Origin of the sequence: Pedobacter sp. 22163 (assembly GCF_052045595.1) — a bacterium.
GTDB lineage: Bacteria > Bacteroidota > Bacteroidia > Sphingobacteriales > Sphingobacteriaceae > Pedobacter.
Map to the genome: position 1 here is coordinate 550,123 of NZ_JBQEPM010000001.1, position 19,974 is coordinate 570,096.

At 46.7% G+C, this 19,974-nt stretch carries 16 protein-coding genes; 3 read left to right on the forward strand and 13 right to left on the reverse strand.

Annotated features, from left to right (window positions below; genetic code table 11):
* Position 1 precedes the first annotated feature (1 nt).
* From ACTJKN_RS02330 to ACTJKN_RS02360, 7 genes are all read right to left on the reverse strand, one after another.
* Positions 2–445 (reverse strand): hypothetical protein, encoded by a 444-nt coding sequence (locus ACTJKN_RS02330; RefSeq protein ID WP_440822323.1) that lies wholly within the window; start codon positions 443–445, stop codon positions 2–4.
* Between the two features lie 417 nt (positions 446–862).
* Complete coding sequence (locus ACTJKN_RS02335) at positions 863–1,177, reverse strand: hypothetical protein (protein WP_440822325.1); 315 nt, start codon at positions 1,175–1,177, stop codon at positions 863–865.
* Positions 1,164–1,382 (reverse strand): hypothetical protein, encoded by a 219-nt coding sequence (locus tag ACTJKN_RS02340; RefSeq protein ID WP_440822327.1) that lies wholly within the window; start codon positions 1,380–1,382, stop codon positions 1,164–1,166. Before ACTJKN_RS02340 ends, ACTJKN_RS02335 begins: the two co-directional genes overlap by 14 nt.
* 10 nt (positions 1,383–1,392) lie before the next feature.
* Positions 1,393–1,812 carry a hypothetical protein gene (locus ACTJKN_RS02345; protein ID WP_440822328.1) on the reverse strand — a complete coding sequence of 140 codons (420 nt, stop codon included), beginning with the start codon at positions 1,810–1,812 and terminating at the stop codon, positions 1,393–1,395.
* A complete protein-coding gene (locus tag ACTJKN_RS02350; protein ID WP_440822329.1) occupies positions 1,805–2,587 on the reverse strand; it encodes a DUF3560 domain-containing protein in 783 nt (260 codons plus the stop codon). The genes ACTJKN_RS02345 and ACTJKN_RS02350 overlap by 8 nt, the downstream gene beginning before the upstream one ends.
* Before the next feature lie 63 nt (positions 2,588–2,650).
* A complete protein-coding gene (locus ACTJKN_RS02355) occupies positions 2,651–3,229 on the reverse strand; it encodes a hypothetical protein (protein ID WP_440822331.1) in 579 nt (192 codons plus the stop codon).
* Between the two features lie 519 nt (positions 3,230–3,748).
* Positions 3,749–4,318 (reverse strand): UPF0758 domain-containing protein, encoded by a 570-nt coding sequence (locus tag ACTJKN_RS02360; RefSeq protein ID WP_440822333.1) that lies wholly within the window; start codon positions 4,316–4,318, stop codon positions 3,749–3,751.
* 196 nt (positions 4,319–4,514) lie between these two features.
* On the opposite strand from ACTJKN_RS02360, the gene ACTJKN_RS02365 reads away from it, so the two are divergent.
* The 3 genes from ACTJKN_RS02365 to ACTJKN_RS02375 all read left to right on the forward strand — a co-directional run bounded on the left by ACTJKN_RS02365 (position 4,515) and on the right by ACTJKN_RS02375 (position 5,623).
* The gene (locus ACTJKN_RS02365; protein WP_440822335.1) at positions 4,515–4,928 is read left to right on the forward strand and encodes a hypothetical protein; all 414 of its coding nucleotides are present in this window, start codon (positions 4,515–4,517) and stop codon (positions 4,926–4,928) included.
* Between the two features lie 56 nt (positions 4,929–4,984).
* A complete protein-coding gene (locus ACTJKN_RS02370) occupies positions 4,985–5,215 on the forward strand; it encodes a hypothetical protein (protein ID WP_440822336.1) in 231 nt (76 codons plus the stop codon).
* A gap of 264 nt (positions 5,216–5,479) precedes the next feature.
* Positions 5,480–5,623, forward strand: a complete 144-nt coding sequence (locus ACTJKN_RS02375; protein ID WP_440822337.1) for a hypothetical protein — start codon at positions 5,480–5,482, stop codon at positions 5,621–5,623.
* An 85-nt stretch (positions 5,624–5,708) separates the two neighbouring features.
* Here ACTJKN_RS02375 and ACTJKN_RS02380 read toward each other — a convergent pair whose 3' ends face one another.
* From ACTJKN_RS02380 to ACTJKN_RS02405, 6 genes are all read right to left on the reverse strand, one after another.
* Complete coding sequence (locus ACTJKN_RS02380; RefSeq protein WP_440822339.1) at positions 5,709–6,047, reverse strand: hypothetical protein; 339 nt, start codon at positions 6,045–6,047, stop codon at positions 5,709–5,711.
* Between the two features lie 6 nt (positions 6,048–6,053).
* Positions 6,054–10,592, reverse strand: a complete 4,539-nt coding sequence (locus tag ACTJKN_RS02385; RefSeq protein ID WP_440822341.1) for a DUF6443 domain-containing protein — start codon at positions 10,590–10,592, stop codon at positions 6,054–6,056.
* Positions 10,593–10,603: 11 nt separating this feature from the next.
* The gene (locus tag ACTJKN_RS02390; protein WP_440822343.1) at positions 10,604–11,044 is read right to left on the reverse strand and encodes a hypothetical protein; all 441 of its coding nucleotides are present in this window, start codon (positions 11,042–11,044) and stop codon (positions 10,604–10,606) included.
* A gap of 6 nt (positions 11,045–11,050) precedes the next feature.
* Positions 11,051–14,413 carry a hypothetical protein gene (locus ACTJKN_RS02395; protein WP_440822345.1) on the reverse strand — a complete coding sequence of 1,121 codons (3,363 nt, stop codon included), beginning with the start codon at positions 14,411–14,413 and terminating at the stop codon, positions 11,051–11,053.
* Between the two features lie 797 nt (positions 14,414–15,210).
* Entirely contained in the window at positions 15,211–18,450 is a 3,240-nt protein-coding gene (locus tag ACTJKN_RS02400) for an error-prone DNA polymerase (protein WP_440822347.1), read from the reverse strand.
* Between the two features lie 12 nt (positions 18,451–18,462).
* Positions 18,463–19,971, reverse strand: coding sequence for a Y-family DNA polymerase (locus ACTJKN_RS02405; RefSeq protein ID WP_440822348.1), 1,509 nt, complete (start codon positions 19,969–19,971; stop codon positions 18,463–18,465).
* Between the last annotated feature and the right edge of the window lie 3 nt (positions 19,972–19,974).

Below are 19,974 nucleotides of genomic sequence, written 5' to 3' on the forward strand. Positions count from 1 at the left end.
CTTACTGCTCGTTCACGAAAACTGGCCTACTACAGTTCTTAAGTGCCCAGTCAATCCAGAACTTGAGCCACCTTAGCCGCTCAAAATGAAAGTCCTCCGCGCTCAGGGAAGCCTCGTGCTTTACCAAAAACACCGTAGGATGCTTTTGGACGTAATCAGCGCATGCCTGATCGATGGCAGTTTTGTGCACTATAGACAATACAGTCGCCCCATCCGGAGTGTTCAATAGCCCATAATCCGGATCAAAGAAAAAATCGTAGAGCCCGGACGCAGTCGCAAGATCCTCCCAGGCCGAATAGGAAGGCATCCTTAAATTGGTGTGATCGGTCACCTCACCAAACGCCGGTGCTTCCTCCATAAAAACCTTTTCGCAGTCGATACGTTCAATACCAGTTTCTGGATCTGTGTAGGTAATGGCCTGGCCAATCTTTAATGTATAGCCCATATCCAAATTTAAAAATTGATACCCATATCACCCAGAATAAAAATCGGCATTTTTTCCACAGCGCACGGCCAAAAAATCTGGTAAACAAAAAAAGCCTTCTAGCCAAAAGGCTTGATTCCAAAATAGCAAAAGATTTAACCAATTTTTATCCAAAGATATCAAGAAAGGAAAAGATAATTTTTATTATTGCAGCAATTATACTTTTAGTAAGATGCTTTGCAGTATATTTTTTCAGAGAATTCTGTCAGTAGATTGATATGAAAATACGGATCTGCCTTCAACAATCAATGGAAATCCTGACAAATAAAGCGTCTTAGATGCCTGGCAGATTCACTTCATCCATCACTTAAAGCGCCGCAAAAAAGGCCCTCCCGCAAAAGCGATCAGGGCTTTAGGCAGCTAAGCCAAACCGAAAAATTAACTGATTTCTTCGAGCAGGGTCAGCAGATCCAGCAGAAGCTCAAGGCATATCTCCCCGTCTGAAAGAAAGTCGATCAGCCGTTTTTCTTTGATATCTTCAAATGAAGTATCTACCCAGATTGTCCCGCGTATATCTAAGCGCAGGCCTTCGATATATCCCTCTAAATCGGCATCAAAGGGAATGTGTTCCAGCTCCCTGCTATCCACACACCTGCCGATACGGCCAAGTTCCTTTTGTATTGCGCTGATGATCTCGGTTTCTGTTTCCCGCAGCTTCTCTCTTAACAGCAAGGATACCTTAATTGTGATCATAACCTGACTCCTTTCTATTTTTTAACAGGTTCAACTTGATAAAAATATCGCGCCAGTAGACCTGCCGCTTCTGATCAAAGCGGTGCATCTCGGGCGCATCATCGCTGTGCAGGTAATGGATATAATCGGCCACCTGATAAATCGCCGCCTGCAGGTCATCTATTTCAATTAGATTCCCTTCATTGTGTGTAATATATTGTTTCATGGCTCATCGTTTAAGTATAAAAAAGTTCTACCGCCTGTTTAAATTTGCTGTTCCCCGAACAGGCCGCATACTTTACAATGCGGTCATTGACAAAAAGCGCGGTATAACCGTAAAAAAGCTGATCAGAGAACACCTTGCTGTTTTTACGCACCTTTTGGCCGTGCTTTTTAAGCAAGGCCGCACATTCTTCGGATAGGCTGAACCAATAATCAAAGGGCATAAACCCATCATGCCAGTTCTTTTTATAGTCTTCTTGATTTGTGTGGAAATCAGCGCACACCTCTGCAAGGTTATCCAGCAGCGCAGGCATTTCATCGGGAAAAAGATCAAACAAAAGTCTCCCTTTCATCGTATTGGTCAATTCATGTAAAGCTTTCATAAGCTGATAAATTAAGCTAAGGGGAAGCGAGTCCCCCTGCTGGTCAAACATTATTTACTTTGGCAGCGATCAGCTTCGCCCAGTAAAGTGCATTATCAGAAATATGGCGCTGCCAAGCCCCTTGCGAACCGCTCCAACGGAAACCGTGACGTTTTAACTCTTTACGGATTTCCTCCACCGGTTTACCATCAAAAATCATTTGCAGCCTACCCGCCTCCTTGTTCTCCCATATCCGAACGCTGCCAACCTGCTGATCAAATTCCGCCCTTGCTGCGATTGCCTCCAGCATTTTAATGCGGCTTTCGACCGTTTTGATCTTTGCATTGTTATTGGTCAAACTGTAAGAAGGAAAGCCAACATAACCACCACGGCTGGTATCATTCAGCTGCGCCCAGATTTCAGCGGTTGCTGAGGGCAACAATAAAAACGCGGCTTTATCCTGTTTCCTCAAACACCTATTGGCTGATTTCATAAACTCTTGCAGGGCTTGCAGCCGAGAAAGTTTCTCCCTTAATTTTGTTAAGGCCTCGGGATCATCGGAAAAAATAGCATCGTTCGAGGCAATGGTTTCTGCTTTGTCTGCATAATAGGCCGCCTTTTTCTGCTTTTCAACAGACTTGCCCATGGTATCATGTATTTGTTCCCTGTACCTGCGGTCCCGTTTTTCGCTATGGTGACCAATCAAAATCGGTTGCCCCATGGGAATGACAGAAGCCATATCGGTGGCCGAGCTGTAAAGCTGGTCGGATTCTTTTTCGTTTTTGGCAGCCTGAGCCTTCGCATAATTGATGCGGTTTTCCTTGCGCTCTTTAAAATCGTGTTTCATCGCTCAAAAAATTAAATCAAAAAATAAATGCCCTTTGGTCTCGCGCCAAAGGGCATCAGCATTTTAAGCAGGAATAAAAATCTCGCTTTCAATCTCTGCCAATTTATCCACGCAAAGACGGTTAACATCCGCCGCCACTGCTTTAATGATAAAAGGGTTTTTAGTGCTAAACTCCCTGCCGTTATCATCCTCAATGGTCAGCGTACAGCCCTGATAAAAATTAACATCTGTTTCCTCCGCATCATCCTGCTGCGCCACCTCAAAAGCCTCCAACGTGCCGATGGTTTCCAATAACTTGCCCCTTTGGTTGATACGGCGGGTCAGATCCAAAGCCAGTTTAATCGTAGAATCCAAATTCCTGACAGGTTTAAGCTCCACCGCAGGCATTTTACCCGCGGCTTTCTCCGCAGCCTCAGTTTTCCCTTTTTCGGCATCCATTTTAGCCTTCAAAGTTTCCACCTTTGCCCCCTCACGCGCTTCTACCTCCTTTTTAGCATTATCCGAAGGCTTATCAAAATCCTTGTTCGGTACAATTGCACTGCCACTAGAAGCGGCAGCACCACTACCAGCCAAGCCATTAGCTTTATTATCCACTGAACCATTATTTGCAATTGCACTGGAATTAATTACTGTCGTTTTCATAACTTTTAATATTAATATGTGAGTAAAAAAAATTGAAACAGCCGCCATCGGCGCCAAACCCTGCTAGCACCTCTGGCGCTAACAAGGTCAAAAAACTGGGATCGGAGGGCTTCTGCCTTTTATCATATTCATGGTACGCTGGGTTTTAAAAAATATCAGTCGGCAGGAGCCTCCTGCCTTTTTGATAGTCACCCTCACCTGAACACAATCCATTTTTCAAGACAAGACTTTGCGGAAAAAAAAACCTCGTGAGCGCTAGCTCACAGGGAAGATTTTTTTCCAGCAAACCCGCAGGGCACCGGTCTTGGCGGAAAATGGATTGTTCAGAAATTTGTGCTCAAAAAAGGTAGAAGCAAAATTTTGTTCAGTTAAAAGCACCTTAACCGCTCACATTAAACTCATTCTCCCAAATCTATCCTTCACAAAAAATCCAAAGTCTTTTTAATCAGCATAAGAAACCAGAATAAAAAAGCCCTTGGCGGAATACCAAGGGCAAAAAGAAATCAGAAATCCATAAATCTAATACCGCCAAAGCCGCCTGCCCAGTTCCATCGCCGCCATAACCGAACTCGATTTGGCAATTCCCATCCCCGCAAAACGGCAAAGCCCGGAAAAACCCAAAACAGATAATTCCAGCAAACTTCCTTCTACACTATCCAGTATACGCTGGGCCAGGTCAATCGCCGATTCATTGGGCGTTCCGGAACCGATCAGCATGGCCAGCAATTCGGTATCAGTCATTGCAACCGGACCATTGTCCAGCATCTTTTCCCGCGGCCGCAGCTCTACTTCCATTGCTTTAATCCCCCGCAGCTCCTTCTGATTCAAAAGACGCATATCCTGAATAGATTCATAGCCTTGCCCATAATGAGCGGCCATCATCATCAATGAAGAAAAGCTTTCGATCAGCATTTCAAAATCCTCCTGAAATACACGCAAGCGCTCCATATTGTAAGTACCATCTCCTCGCGCATCGCTACGGGTAAAACAGATATAATTACTCCTGTTACTGGCAACCTTATAATCCAAAAAATAACGCCTTCTCCCACGGGAGAAAGTCTCCGACACCAAAATGTTGTATTTTTTCATCACGTATAAAATTTAATTCCAGACCAAAATTCCATGCAGTTAAAAAAATTACAGCAGAAAAAATCAACTTATCTGATAACGAAACCGGATAACAATTTCCAGAAAAAGATAACCGTTCCCAAAAGAGCCTAACAGTTTTCAGAAAAAATTATCCGATATTAGGTACTATAAACCATTGAAAAACAGTAACAAAACCATGAACCAGCGCACAGCACCAACTGAAAAACCACACTGCCGCTACTGTGAAAAAGAACTCCACGGCAGGGCAGGAAAAATCTTCTGCAACGTAGACTGCAAAAACAACTACAACAGCCGCATCCGGTCAGTAAAACGTGCAGAAGAAAACAGGCTTTTTCCAGATGTACTCAAAGCAATAAAAAACAATTACAGAATACTTCTGGATTACGACCTTAAACCGGGAGATATCGGAGAAAGCATGGTCAAGAAAACCGAACTGAAAAGACAAGGCTTTGACCAAAGATTTTGCACTGGCGCGGTCGTAGAGAATAACAGGCTTTGGAAATGCTGCTTTACTTTTTGCTGGCACGAGGACGAAAACTACCTATACCTGAAATGCGACCCCTACGTCAACAACAGCAGCAAATATTGAAATTTGTGGAATAAAAGATTTCCGAGCAAAGCCCTCAATCCATTATCTTTGTTCCAATGAGTCTACCCATGCGCATCACCGTTGAGAACAAAGATTACACCTATACCGTTCTCAGCAAAATCATCGATAAAGAAACCAAGGAAATAAAAATCAGTCTACAAGGTGAAGAACTGACCTTTGTGCAAAACCAAAACAAAGAATGGGATGCCCTTGAACGGACAATTGAGGATGACCATGGACTGATTAAAGCTATTGCAAAAAATATAGCCTTAAGATATAGACTATAGAATCAACAAAATATAAAAATTAATATACCAGGTTGAGTTTACAATCATAAATACCCTTCTAACTGGCACCGATAGCATACTTATCTATAGCTTTAAAGCGAGGATAGAACCCTGGAGATCCTTCAGGCTCTGGCCGCTGGTACCGACCCCGAAACCGGAGAAGTATTTCCTGCCGATAGCCCGTACAACCAGCCCGAAATCATAAGGGCGCTATCCTTTGCACTTAATGAACTTAGGGCGGTAGCTGAAAAAGGTAACCAGGGAATGCCATGGAGTGAAGAAGAAGATAACCTGCTCACACAACGTTTCAGCGAAGGCGCCAAGATTACCCAACTCGCCAAACTCCATTCTCGCACTTACGGAGCAATAAAAGCAAGGCTCATTAAACTGGAACTGGCACAGAAATAACGAAGCCCAGCAATTTTTAAACTGCTGGGCTTGTTATTTAACTTACATTTTTGTCTTAGCGAGGCTAAGACCAGATAGAGTCTAATTATGTCCACATTTTGATAATTGATTTTGCTTGCTCCGAAATTTCAATCCATTTAGGATCTGTGATAATTTCTTGATCAGTTTCTTTATCAACGTAACCATCTAGAGCATCTCTAAGTGTTTTGAGCGCAAAAATTAGTTCGGGCTCTAAATCTAAAGCAATTGCCTCGTTTTCTATCACATAACTAAAATTATTATCATCAAATAATCTATTCATTAATTCAACATAAGATGATATTAAGCCAGTGTCATTATTTTCATTCAGCCACATTTTTTTCTGCATATTTATATCCGATATTTCTAAAATATCATTAAATATATCTTCTAAGACCTTTTTCATTTTTTGTTATTCGAATTTAGGCATTTTAGTAATATCAAATATATCTCTTGGAATATGTGCAGCTGGATCCCTAGCATCTACCGGTCTACCCAATGCATCATAACTTATCCCGTCTTTCCTATAGATTACGTAAGGTTTGTGCTGTGCAGGATTAATACTATTTGGATTTCCAGGCATTTCTCTTATTGAATTATGTTCACTATTTGGATCTCGTGTTATAGTACCATTACCTTTTTTAGTTGGTTCAGTTCTCCATCCTTGTGGCTTTTCAATTTCATTATTCTTTTCTGGAAATTTAATTTTAGGTGCATCGTAGCGATTATCAGCTGGATATAAAGCATTAACAATTTCTCCAAGGACTCTCATTCCAACAGATTTCATGCTTAACATAGCTAAATCTTGTCCCATTGAATTCATAGAACGCATGGATGAAGCCTCTAGATTCGCCTCAATTTTAGTGTTACCACTTATTGAAGAAGTTGCAAATTCACCAGTTTGCGCATTCGTTGCTGAACCATCATCATTTAGATTTACTGAACCAAGAACCGCTCCGGTAGCCTTATTAGTCGTTGTGATGACATTCGATGCCCCAATATTATTATAACCTTCCTGGTATCCATCTCCATCAAACCATTTTACTGTTGTATTATCTGTAGATTTATACCAATCCCATCGACCATCTGGGTCTATCCTGTTGATGGGATTATTGCTGGTATAATGATAAGGAGTCATCTCAGCCCTGCCTTCCGCCAGTGGGTCAACCACATTCCACCTTCCAATAACCGGGTCATAGAACCTTGCACCATAATCATACTGTCCGTGTCCCGGGCTTCCCAGCTCTTCCTGCAACTCCTTGCCATTGTAAAGATATTTATTTGTTCCGCCACTTGCAACCTTTCTCAAACCAAAAGCATAATAATCATCCCGCTGGATCGGATCCACGGTGCCCGATACCGGGTTCTTCTGGAAACTCACCCTCACATTCCCCAAATGGTCTGCCTGGTTGTATTCGTAACTATAAACACCGCTGCTGTTACGCGCGATCCCCTCTTCGGTCTGGATAAAGTCAATGGTACCATCGGGCTTATAAACAATTCCATCAAAGTAGTCGACCCTGCCGTTTACAGAACTTACCTTGATCAGTTTCCTGCCCGTTGCGTCATAGGTATAATTCACGTTCTGGCTCCCGCTCACCTGTACCGGCAGGTTCAGGTAATTATAGCCAATTGTATTCCCGTTAGGGCCGTCAATGGTGAGGTTCCCGTTTTCATTATAGGTATAACTTCCATTGGTAAAGCCGCTGATGGTCTTTAACTGGTTGCCTTGATACTGATCGATATGATAGTCATTGGTCTCGTAGTTATCCCTGCCCAAGGTTTTGATGTTCCCCATCACATCATAGCTCATGCTTTCACCCAAACTGTTCCCGGCACTGGACACCGTCAAACGGTTCAACCTGTCATAACTATAGTTAAAAGTATTGGAAGCTCCTCCATTGGTGTAGGTCTGCGCGGAGATATTCCCGTTGTACTGCGGGGCAATGCCACTGTTATAGCCCAGTGTAAAACTGAACAGCGAACTGGCCTGGCTGGTCAGCCAGCCCCGCTCGTTATAGGTATAGCCAGTCTGCTGCGCAAAATTCACATCATCGGTACTATGCTGTCCCTTACCCTTCAATTGCCCGATCTCATTGTAGGTTAAGCTGCTTAAAGTCACCAGGTCTCCGCCATTGACCCGGGACTTGGTCGTTTTCTTCCTGCCCACATGGTCATAGGCATAACTGTTAACAATCGTCGTCAGCGCACCGTTCCCCACATGCGCCCGTGTACTGTTCTTTAAGCTACCATCAAAGTTCCACTCATTGTCCACCACATCGCTGCCCCCAATATGGTTCTCGCTCTTGGCCGTGATTACCCGTCCGTCCCCATCATAGTAGTTTACGCTCAGCAGCATCGTCCCGGTACCCAGTACCGTCGTCCGGCTTCCGGTCAGCAGCGTTTTGGTACGCCCACCGCTGACCTGCGGCAGTATCGGCAGGCCAAAAGTATTGTTATAGAAGTTATAGTCATCGTAATAACTGATACTATGGTAATAGGTTACACTTTTTGGAAAAGCATTGTTGCTATAGCCCGTATAGGTGTTGCTTTCATTGCTGTTGTTCCGCACCTCCCATAACTGGTAGGTGTTATCAGCTAACAGCCCATTCACATAATCCTGCATAGGCCCGCGTTCCCTTGAATCCGTATACAGCCCCGTTATGATCGTCCCACCTAAGGCATCATATTTGGTAAACAGCCATTGGCTGGAATTACGCTGTATCTTATCCTGGGTCAGTACCACCTGGTCCAGGGTATTGTACACCATATATTCCCAGTCCTTGCCGGGGATCTTTTTCTCGGTCAACCGTTTCCGGCCATCGTAATGATAACCGTACATAAAATCCTTGAAGACATCATCCGATTCGGTAAAACCAGCGATCTCAGCGGATAACCTATCAGTGTTCAGGTTGACTGCCGGTGGTAGTACATAGCGCAAATTACCCAGGTCATCATATACATAATAGGTCGAAAGGCTTTTAATATCCGTTTCCCAGACACGCTTCAGCACTACCCGTCCCTCCAGGTCCTTATATTCATCTGTTGTACCCGTCTTTACATCCCCAGGTACCCAGTTCTCATCTTTTATAGTAGATTTATAAAGTTTTCCGGCATCATAATAACTACTTCCAGAACTCGCACCGGAACTGTTCACCGTCCATTTCCTGACATCCCCCGCCACATTGGCCCCGTATTCACTTACTACTGTCCGGCCTGTAACAGGTTGCCAGTCTGCACCCGGCGAACCTTGTTGCTCCACGAGGTTCAATGGTGAAGCCTCGAACACCGTTACACTGTAAGGTACCGGCGTTTTAACCACATTTGCATCCCAGCCGGTGCTAATACCGTAATAATCCGACTGCTGGATCAAAGCATCAGCTTTATAAGCTCCGTTGTTTGCCGACTGCGCCGCATAAGGCAGGTATTTTACTGTTTCCCTCCCGTAGGCATCATAAGCTGTGGGCTGCACAATATCCTTTCCGCCTGGACTTGCCTGTACCTGCACGGCCTGCATAGGCCTGCCCAGCCCGTCAAAATATTGAATGTTTCGGTTCGCCTGAGCAACAGGCAAACTGCCTACCTGGGCCAAACTGGTTGCACCGGCCTCTTTTACAACGGTCTCCATAACAAAATTTTGGCTGTAACTCGGCTGGATGCCCGCAACACTTCCACCTATTATAGTAATGTTCAGCGCAAAGGCCGAACTGCTCTGGGCGGTATTGTAAGCCGTAATATAATAGTTGGCTGCAGCAGACGCTGTCGTTGGAACCCCACTGATGTTGCCGTTCGTATTGTTGAAGTTCAGACCGCCCGGTAGCACTGGTGCAACCGTAAAAGCAGCCGTGGCGATCTTGCGGATATAGTGACTTCCGATCTCCGCCACATAAAGCGTCCCCTGGCTATCGATACTTAAGCCGTAGGGCGAACTCAGCCTTACCCCCGAACCCGTACCGTTTACCGTACCCGAAGAGGTCGCGCCCGCAAAGGCCGAAACATAACCTGAAGCATCGATCTTGCGGACCATATTGTTCTGTTGGTCGGCCACATAGATATTTCCCGAGCCATCCACCGCCAGGTTGTTGGGGTACTGGAAAGTAGCAGATGTACCATAACCACTCGCCGAGCCCATCGATCCGTTACCGGCAACCGTGCTCACCGTGCCCCCGCTGATCTTGCGGATCATATGGTTCAGCCTGTCGGCCACATAAACATTGCCCGAGGCATCCACCGCCACACCCATCGGATTGTGAAAGGTGGCCGATAAGGCACTGCCATTGGAAGACCCTGCCGTACCCGTGCCCGCAAAGGTACTCACCACACCTGATGGCGTAATCACGCGGATCCGGTTGTTCGAATAATCGGCCACATAAAGGTTGCCCGAAGCATCAAAGGCCAGGCCGATCGGACTGTAAAAACTTGCACCCGTCCCCGTTCCGTTCACAAAGCCAGGTGATCCGCTGCCCGCAAAGGTCGTCACTACCCCTGCCGGGGTAATCTTACGGATCCGGTGGTTCTGCTGATCGGAAACAAACACATTGCCCGAAGCATCAACAGCAAGTGCAGAAGGGTGCTGGAAACTTGCCCCCGTACCCGTACCATCTGTTGATCCCGCAGATCCGGAACCGGCCAATATGCTCATGGTACCCAATGGTGTAACTTTTTGGATCTGGTTGTGGTCCGAATCAGCAATGTACACATTGCCCGCCGCATCCACTGCCGTGTTCAGCGGGTTATACAGCCCGCTGCTGACAAAGGTAGTCGTCGTCTGTCCGCCCGCTGATGCGGCACCTCCGCTAACTGTCGGGGAAAGTGTAGAGATAGCGCTCCCTGTACCATAGCTCTGGCTTGAAGGCGAATAGCTGACCGAAAGCTGCGCATGGCCTGCAAGGCCTGCACAGAGGGCTAAAAGCCCGGTAAATATGCCGGTAATCTTTATTCCTGTTTTCATCTGGAGAGGCATTAATTCTTTAGTTTAACTTTAGTGCTGTCAACGGCCAATCTCTTGTCCTTTTTCCCGGGAAGCCTGGATTCCATTTCTTTCTGGTGCGCCGCTGTTCGGGCCCCGTTCCGTGAACTGATCGCAGCCGACATCTTTTCCCGTTGCTGGGGGCTCAAAAGGATATTGAGCGCGGCGCTCTGCTCCCGGGCCAGTGCCTTTAACCTGGCACTGCGCTGCTGGGGGCGCAGGCTGGTATCCTGCAGCACAGCCGCCACCTGCACACGGTACTGCTCCTGCCGTTCCACCAATCTGGCAGATTTATCTTTGTCGAGGCCCAGTTCCCTGCCCACCGTTTCTTCTTTCTCTTTTTTGCTCCTGCCAGCTTCCTGGCCAGATGAATTTGATATTCCTGTCACCATCAGCAACAGGATGAATAATGGAAAATATAAATGTCTGCTCATGGTTTTCTAATAAGTTGGTGAGGGGATATAAACATTTAAGCCGTTGTCTTCCACCTGGTAGGTGTAGTTTTCTGAATTGATTATCGTGCCATAATAAGGATCGTAATAAGAGTACCACGAATCGGTGACATAACGGCCAAGCAGCACACGGCTGGTATTGGCTGGCACACTATAGGTATTCGGCCAGCTCGAAACCGAAGAACTGTTATTGTAAAAATAAGTGCCCGTAGTACTTACATTCACATCAAAGCCCTGCGGCAGAGAAACCGGCTGCGTACAGGCCGCATCACTATAAAGGGCAAGGTAGATATCCGCCTCTGTTGTACTCCCGTCTATCGGAGCGCTCCAGCTCGGGTTCAATACCTCGATACGTGCATAGACCTGGCTAGGCTGAGGAGTTGTCGTCCCTCCGCCAGCATTACAGTCGGTGACCTGGCCTGCATAGTTGTAACAATAGGTCTTGACAATATTATTGTTCTGGTCACGGATCAGTTTCAACCGCTGGAAAGCATCATACTCATAATAAACGGTTATACCCTTTGCGTCCGTCTGGCTCACCATACCAACAAGTGGCTTGTACACATAGCTCGAAATGAATGCATCGGGAAGATTGTTCCTCAGCGGCAAAAGAAAGTTATCGATCGCCGTTTTGTCGGGACTGACCAGATTACTAAAAGCAGTAACAGCCGGACTACCTCCCAATAACGACTCTACTGTCGTATAGTCTGCATTCTTGATCTCAGCAATAGGATGCTGTGACCTGTAACTGTAGAGATAGCATGTTTTTGAAGCTCCTGTTTTAGAGACACCCTTTATCTTCCCATGATCATCATAGCCCTCAAAAGTAACCCGGGATTCATAGTTTCCCGTTCCGGTCTTGCCCGCAATAGTTATCGGTGCAACAATATTATTCCCCCAATTGTAATAGTTGTTCTTAACTGCACTCAATGGGGTAACCGAATTCTTGTAATCTAGCTGTTCAACTACAGGTGCCCACATATGATAGGTATCTACCATATCGGTGTAGGGCTGCGTTCCGGTAAAATCATGGGGATATTTCATCTCTGTTGTGATGTTCCCTCCTTTACTATCAGTGACGGTCTTTTTGGTAGGCATCAGGTGATCAAGATTGTCATAATTGTAGACCGTGGTTTGGCTCACCGGATTATTTAGATCTGAAAAATCCGTTGTTATGGTGGTATCAAGCGTTGTTACGTCTTCATACCCCTTCGTTGCCTCCCAGGTGTATGAATTTAAATATTCCCATAAATACGGAGTGTCGTACCGATCAGGAGAGAAGTACCCTGTTAGATCCCTAAACTGAACCTCCTGATCAACACGTATGCCCGTTAGAAATTCGTTCATTCTTCTGGGAGAATACCGGTTTTCTATCTGGTTTACCTTGGTATACACGCCATTAATATTCTTATAGATTGTTTTAGACGCTAGCAATGGGTTTGTTGTACCCCTATCGATCGTAAATTCGTTGATGAATTTCGGGGCACTTAATATATTAGTAGATTCCAGTTTTGTGTCAAAAGGTATATGGTAAGTAAAGACCGACTTTCCCGTATTTTCTGTTAACGTTCCATTGTATTCTGATACCTGTCCGTAGACAACAGGGGAACCGGACATGATTGACAATGGATAAACACTTGAAGAGGTGGCAACATTACTGGTAATTACTCCTAAAGGAATATGCCCACCATAGCTCCCATCATTCACTATACTTCTACCGTAGTATATCGGCTGTTGATACCGGAACAACACAGATGAAATGGTCTGCTCAGATCCAACAGCATCATAAGTATATGTTTTTTGAAACGCCAGTGAATTTTCATCCGAATAATTTTTTATTGTTTTTATTCTCAGACCGCCTACTATCCCATTATTCGCATTGGTCTGATTTAAATAATTATAAAATTTCGGGTTTTCTGACCTGTTATTTTCGAATTCAAATACCGTCTTACCACCTGTTGGATACTTTATCTGTTGCAGGATGCAATCCTGGACCAAGGCCGCCACAGGATTTCTACTACCTCCATATAGGTTTGATTCCGAAGAATCTAAAAAACCCAGAAACTCACTGGGAATTCCACTGCCCCCACCACTGTACCCCCAATAATCTTCTAATATGTAGGGCGGGAATGAACTTCCGCCAGGAAAAACATATCCACTGGTAGTATAGTATCCCGGAGGCACATTATTGTTGTACAAATAGGAATAGTTCTCTGGTTGTGAATCCGGACCGCCTTTCACCTGGATCCCATCGAGCCTCATCCTCAAGGTATGGTCTGTCGAGGTACCAAAATAACTTTGCCCTAAAATAACTTCTTTTATCGCATCATTTGAAACCCTGTTGTTCACAGTAATCTTTACCAACCGCATCTGTCTTCCATCCACCCGGTCACCGCTGTATTCAAATTTAACAACGGCATCTGCAGTGGTTATGCTATCCAGCCGCTTGGGGTAATTCTGGCTTCCTATAGGGGTCCGGACAAATTCAGTTGATGGTGGAACTCCATACATACCGCCATCCCCGTTACCTGGATTTCTCACCACGGTAGTAACTTCCGAGAGCTGAACAATAACCTCACCAGAAGAATAATGTAGCTTTATCTCATCCTTTTGGTCAGCGGAAACCACTCTTGTTAAATTCCACGCAGTAGTCGGCGACATCCCGTTCTGTGTGGTCGACTCTGCCGCCTGAAAATAATATTTTGTACCAGTTTCATCCGTTATGGCATAATAAAGATTCTGGGGGGCTACATTATTATCGGTGTATTCCTTTGTAATTTTAAGTGGGGCATACGGAATCAACCGTACAGAACCATTAATCCAGTCAAACCTAAAAAATCCTGACTTACCTCCAAAATTATAGGCATACCTATCACTCTGTGTCTCAAAATTATTTTTGTTCATGTTCTGAAAATGATGCATCAGATTGATCGCATCACCTTCACTGGTAACAGAGGTTCGGGCAGTCTGGAGGTCATCTGTAGTTTTGTAAGGGGAGATATAGTCAAGGCTCTCGTCTCTTCTGCCTAAAACTGTCCTTGCTATTGTTCCACCGGCATTCAGGGCCCAGCCAAGACCGACCACACTCGCAATATCCCTAACCTTTACCCCACTTGCATGATAAGAAATGCTTACCGGCAAAGAAATCCCCCCTGTCTTAACCGTATAAATAGGGACACTTACATCAGGTACACCTGTGCTGTAGCTAACAGGAATTTCTGCATATCTTGTTAAGGATGCTACATCAGGTGAGGGTGGAATGACCTTTGGCACTTCAAACTGCCCAAAAGAAAGTTGATGTTTTAGGAATAAAAACAACAGCGCAAAAAGAAATTTATAGTTATTCTTCATAAAGAGTGAATTTTTGAGAATATAAAGTGGAATTGACCAAAGCTAATGCTAGCAATGTCCAATTTACTTTGAAACAATACTAATAAAGCAATACAGTCTTAGGTGGAAATCTTCAAACGACCACAACGATTAACCATTGCAGCAAAAACTCGCGCGGCATCCGATTAGATGCCTCAATATTTTTTGATGTTTTACGATTGGGGCAGTAAATACCCATTGAAAGAGAGTCGGGAGCAGTAATGTTAGATGGCATATTTTAAATGTTTATTTGGTCAATTTCTCCATGTAATCATCCTTTTGCAAAAAAATTACACCAACACACCCTTTTACCTGACAAAACCTACATTCTTTAGTCCAATTAGAAAAAAACGTTACACAAACGTTTATCTAGTATTTTAAAAAAGTGATGAGGAGCCACTTTCGCTGTAATGTGCAACTGATATCATAATTTGCGTCTATGCTTTAAACAGCATCGGTTTTTACTGAAGGCGAAGCCAGGCTGATGAGAAAGCTTGTTGAAATATTATATTTGCCTAACTGTTTTAATTAATGCCTCCAACAAAACCTCCATATCAAAAATCAAACTGGTTTGATGAGCTTCCTGCATTCATAAAGGTTCTGCTGTTTATTCTTTCCTGTGGTTTTCTCTACTGGCTTAAAACCAGACAGCAGGAACTCGAGCAAAGTTAAGTATAGCAATTCTTTTATCCATAATGAAAGTATTCTAACTGCAATAATACCAATTACTATGCAGGGTTAGAAGACCACCTTCCAGTGGAATCAATATTGTTCGACATTTATTTAAAATTCCTCCCGCCATGGAAAGCTTGTCCAGCCCCTTTGCCAGCATCTTCCCTTACCTGTGACCTTTTATCCTGTGCAGGATAAGGCGCGGTTTTCTCATCACCCCTGGCCAAAGTCAACACGGGCAGTTCATCGGTTTCCCGCTGAACCAGCTTGCTCAGCATCTTGGTAAAGTCAAAACACTTGCTCACGATCACATGCACCACCTGTCCTTCCCGCTGTAACCTGCCTTCTACCATCAGCAGTCTGGAATGCAGTATTTCCTTTCTAAAGGTTTCAAACAACTTCTCAAACACCACCAGGTTGGAATAGCCCGTTTCGTCCTCGATAGTAATAAAACATACCCCGCCAGCCGTTCCGGGTCTTTGCCTAACCAGTACCAGTCCCGCGACTTTGACCAGCTGCCCGTCGATGGAATCATTATTGATCTTATGACAGGACCGGATATTCAACATATCCAATTGCGGGCGCACAAAACTCACCGGGTGTGCTTTCAGTGACAGACCTACAGTTGCATAATCCTGCACGACATGCTCCCCCTTACTCATCAGCGGCAGCTCCACCTGCGTTTCCAATACGCTTTCTGAAGGCTGGCCCCTGAAAATTTCCACCGGCATATCCTGCAAGGCGGAAACTTCCCACAGGGCTTTCCTTCGGTCAAGGCCCATTGAACGGAACGCATCCGCATCAGCCAGTTTTTCCAGCGAAGCAAGCGATACGCCCGCATCGCGCAAAGCAGTAACGCTCCTATATCCTGTTCCCCGGGCCGAGACCAGCAGTTCCATCTCCTCTTCCCGCAATCCCTTGATCTGCCTGAAGCCCAAACGGACCGTAAAATATTTCACCGTCTTTTCTTCCAGTAGATTATCCCATCCCGAGCAGTTCACATCCACTTCCTTTACCTCCACGCCATGTTTCTGTGCATCGATCACAATCTGCGCAGGCTGGTAAAAGCCCATAGGCATACTGTTCAGCAAAGCTGCCGCAAACGCATCGGGATAATAATGCTTCAGCCAGCAGGACACATAGACCAGCAGGGCGAAACTGGCCGCATGGCTTTCCGGAAAACCATAACTTCCAAACCCCTCCAGCTGCTTAAATATCCTGCGGGCAAATTCCTCGGTATATCCTTTGCCCATCATGCCCTCAATCAGCTTCTGCTCATACTGGTTCACCATTCCTTTAAACTTGAAGGTAGCCATACTTCTGCGAAGGCCGTCCGCCTCTGCGGGCGTAAACCCGGCGGCAACAATCGCAATCTTCATCGCCTGTTCCTGGAAAAGCGGCACGCCGAGCGTGCGCCCCAAAATCTCCTCCAACTCTTTGGAAGGATACACCACAGGTTCTTCTTTATTTCTCCGCCTTAGATAAGGGTGTACCATGTCCCCCTGGATCGGCCCCGGACGGACGATCGCGACTTCGATCACCAGGTCATAAAATTCCCTGGGCTTTAACCTGGGCAGCATTGACATCTGCGCCCGGCTTTCGATCTGGAATACGCCAAGGGTATCCGCCAGACAGATCATATCATACACATCCGGATCATCCTGGGGAATATTGGCCAGTGTATATTGCCTGCCGTAATGATCGCGGCACAGATCAAAAGTCTTGCGGATACAGGTCAGCATCCCCAGTGCCAGAACATCCACCTTTAAAAAGCCCAGTGCATCAATATCATCCTTGTTCCATTCGATATTGGTCCGGTCTTCCATCCGTGCATTCAGGATCGGGCATAAATCCGTGAGCTTCCCCTGCGTCACCACGAAACCACCGGTATGCTGCCCCAGTTGTCTCGGAAAGCCCATCATCTGCCCGGTCAGTTCCAACGTTTTTTTCAAATGTGGATCATTTGGATCCAGGCCAGATTCTGTAACCCGTTTTCCTTCAAACCACTCATCCGTATATTCCCAGAGCGAACCCGAAAGCCGGTTTATCGTATCTACCGATAAACCCATTGCCTTGCCCACATCCCGGATCGCCCCTTTCTGGTGCTGCTGGGTAACCGTGGCCACAATCGCTGCCCTGTCGCGGCCATACTTGTTATAAATGTACTGGATGATCTCTTCCCGCCTTTCATGTTCAAAATCCACATCAATATCCGGAGGTTCGTTCCGCTCAGAAGAAATGAACCGCTCAAAGAGCAGGTCAAACTTCATCGGGTTGACCGAGGTAATGCCCAGGCAAAAACAGATCGCAGAGTTTGCGGCCGATCCCCTGCCCTGGCAAAGAATCCCACGGCTTCTTGCCTCCCGGACGATATCCTCCACAAAAAGGAAGTAATTCGCGTAATCCATCTGCCGGACAAAAGCCATTTCGTGATTCACCATATTGACCACCTTTTCCGGGATCACCTCACCATAAAAATCATGCGCACCCTTCCAGGTCAGGTATTCCAGTTCTTCCAGCGGAGCGCGCCCGCTCCGGTTGATCTCCTCAGGATATACATACTTCAGCTCGTCCAGCGAAAAGTTACAGGCCTCAGCAATCACCATCGTATTCTTAATGGCCGAAGGATACTTCCTGAACAAACGCTCCATCTCCGCCACTTCTTTCATATAGCGCTCCGCGTTCTGGTGCAAACGGAAACCCGCCTCCTGGACCGTACATTTCTCCCGTACGCAGGTCAGCACATCCTGCAGTTCCCGGCGCGATGGATCATGGTAATGCACATCATTGGTCGCCACCACCGGGATCCCGTAAAAATCAGACAGCTGCGCGGTTCGGAAGATCAGTTTATCGTCATTCCCCTGGTAGGTCCGTGTTGCCGCAAGATAAAGCTGGCCACCCAATGCCTCCCGGTACTGCGCCAATGCCAAAACAAAATCCGGATCATACTCAAACCTGCGGTTCAATACCCCAGGCATCACCAGGGTAAAGATCATGCCCTTACTATGCGCATACACATCAGCCCGGGAAAGATGACAGGAACCTTTTTCTGCCCGCAGGTTTCCCAGCGTCAATAACGCCGACAACCTGCCATAAGCTTCTTTGTCCGTCGGATAAGCCAATAAACTTGGTCCATCCAGCAAATCCAGCCGGCAGGCCGGGATCAGTTTCACCTTCTTTCCCTGGCAAGCGGCATGCGCCCGAACGATCCCTGCCAAAGTATTCCGGTCAGTGACCGCAATCTTATGATAACCGTAAGCCTCCGCCTGACCGACCAGCTCACTGGCATGTGAGGCGCCACGCAAAAAACTAAAGTTTGAAGTCACCTGCAATTCACTATATCCCATCACGCCCCCTTTCTAAGCAAAAAATCCATGTATAAACCATTTGTACTTTTGATCTCCGTTATAGTGGCCTGAACGGAACAGCCAATACCTGCGGCCCTGGTCATCCTCCACCTGATAATAATCCCGGTGCTCGCCGCTATCCAGCCACCATTCCCGCTCTATCCGTTCAGGCCCGTCCGCCTTCACCACCTGATGCCGTACGCCCCTGTAAATAAAAAAAGCGGGCGGATGATCAGGGATCAGCGCCATCACTTCAATCGGGTCAGGCCGTTTCAAAAGTTCGGTTGGCCGCGGTTTCTCCACCCGCCACTCACTTGCGGGCTTTTCGATAACAGAGCTGGCCTGCAGCACTGCCCGCTCCGGCCAGTAGCAGGTAGCCGGTAAATACCGGTGGATCACCTGCGGCCCGATCTTTCCCGCCACCCTGTCCAGTAGCCTGATCACACTCTGGTCATCCATTCCGGGCCGCGAAGTCCACATCTCCTCCTGCGGAACTTCGACTGCATCAACTTTAGGTGCATCCAGTACGAACAGCTCAATTCCCAGTCCCGGCCGGATCTGGTCTATCTTTAGCTGGAAAAGCTTAAACAAATGGGAAACACTATGGGTAGCCCCGCTGGTACCGATAGCGATCTGCACAACTTTGCCATCAATCCGGTGACCTGTCAACACCCCCGTCCGCAAGCCCTTGCCCTCCGTCTGCATCCGCCTGCATAAACTTTCCAGCATATTGGTAATGGCAATCTCAATTCCGGTGCGCGTTCTGATCGGTTCCAGGCAAGCAAGCCTTTCGCTAAAAGGCACCGGTACCTGCAAAGGAACCAACGCCTCAGCTTCGCTGCCCAAAGCCTGCCCCAGCCGCAACAGAAAATCCCCGCCAAACCGCCTGCGCAGCACCGACCTGGGCATAGAAACAAAACTTTTAATCTGGTAAAAACCCAGCTTGCGCAGCCTGGCCAGTACCGGCTGCTCCAGACGCAAAGCCTCCGGCACCAGTCCGAGCAAAGCCTCAGATTGACCACCGGCGGGAACCAGCGGCGTTACTTTACCATAATGGGAAACTGCCCAGGCGGCACCGGGCGTATCCGCTATCGCCACCCGCACCGTATAGCCCTTATGCTTTAACCTTGAAACGATCTCTTTTAAATATTCACGCTCCCCGCCCCAAAGGTGCGTACAACCGGATACATCCAGCAGCAGCCCATCCATACCAAACTCATCAATGGCAACGATGGGCGAATACCGCACGCACCATTCTCCCAGCCTGCGCAGCAGATTCCGCGGACGTCCGGGTTTATCGTCCAGCACCTCGAGTCCCGGGCAGATCGCCTTTGCATCCGCCGCCCGCATCCCGGCTTCTACCCCAGAACCAAAGGCCAGTGGGCTGACCGCTGTGACCATCATCCGCCCATGATCTGGCGCTGCAAATACAAAAGGTACCTCAACGAGTTCCGGCCTACGGATCAGCTGCCAGTCAGCCAGGAGCTGACGAAACCATATGGAGACAAAACGCCTTTGCATCAC

What these genes read in the sequence shown, in the direction of transcription:
- ACTJKN_RS02330 (WP_440822323.1), bottom strand. Translation starts at nt 445, where the DNA reads ATGGGCTATACATTAAAGATTGGCCAGGCCATTACCTACACAGATCCA.
- ACTJKN_RS02335 (WP_440822325.1), bottom strand. Translation starts at nt 1,177, where the DNA reads ATGATCACAATTAAGGTATCCTTGCTGTTAAGAGAGAAGCTGCGGGAA.
- ACTJKN_RS02340 (WP_440822327.1), bottom strand. Translation starts at nt 1,382, where the DNA reads ATGAAACAATATATTACACACAATGAAGGGAATCTAATTGAAATAGAT.
- ACTJKN_RS02345 (WP_440822328.1), bottom strand. Translation starts at nt 1,812, where the DNA reads ATGTTTGACCAGCAGGGGGACTCGCTTCCCCTTAGCTTAATTTATCAG.
- ACTJKN_RS02350 (WP_440822329.1), bottom strand. Translation starts at nt 2,587, where the DNA reads ATGAAACACGATTTTAAAGAGCGCAAGGAAAACCGCATCAATTATGCG.
- ACTJKN_RS02355 (WP_440822331.1), bottom strand. Translation starts at nt 3,229, where the DNA reads ATGAAAACGACAGTAATTAATTCCAGTGCAATTGCAAATAATGGTTCA.
- ACTJKN_RS02360 (WP_440822333.1), bottom strand. Translation starts at nt 4,318, where the DNA reads ATGAAAAAATACAACATTTTGGTGTCGGAGACTTTCTCCCGTGGGAGA.
- ACTJKN_RS02365 (WP_440822335.1), top strand. Translation starts at nt 4,515, where the DNA reads ATGAACCAGCGCACAGCACCAACTGAAAAACCACACTGCCGCTACTGT.
- ACTJKN_RS02370 (WP_440822336.1), top strand. Translation starts at nt 4,985, where the DNA reads ATGAGTCTACCCATGCGCATCACCGTTGAGAACAAAGATTACACCTAT.
- ACTJKN_RS02375 (WP_440822337.1), top strand. Translation starts at nt 5,480, where the DNA reads ATGCCATGGAGTGAAGAAGAAGATAACCTGCTCACACAACGTTTCAGC.
- ACTJKN_RS02380 (WP_440822339.1), bottom strand. Translation starts at nt 6,047, where the DNA reads ATGAAAAAGGTCTTAGAAGATATATTTAATGATATTTTAGAAATATCG.
- ACTJKN_RS02385 (WP_440822341.1), bottom strand. Translation starts at nt 10,592, where the DNA reads ATGAAAACAGGAATAAAGATTACCGGCATATTTACCGGGCTTTTAGCC.
- ACTJKN_RS02390 (WP_440822343.1), bottom strand. Translation starts at nt 11,044, where the DNA reads ATGAGCAGACATTTATATTTTCCATTATTCATCCTGTTGCTGATGGTG.
- ACTJKN_RS02395 (WP_440822345.1), bottom strand. Translation starts at nt 14,413, where the DNA reads ATGAAGAATAACTATAAATTTCTTTTTGCGCTGTTGTTTTTATTCCTA.
- ACTJKN_RS02400 (WP_440822347.1), bottom strand. Translation starts at nt 18,450, where the DNA reads ATGGGATATAGTGAATTGCAGGTGACTTCAAACTTTAGTTTTTTGCGT.
- ACTJKN_RS02405 (WP_440822348.1), bottom strand. Translation starts at nt 19,971, where the DNA reads ATGCAAAGGCGTTTTGTCTCCATATGGTTTCGTCAGCTCCTGGCTGAC.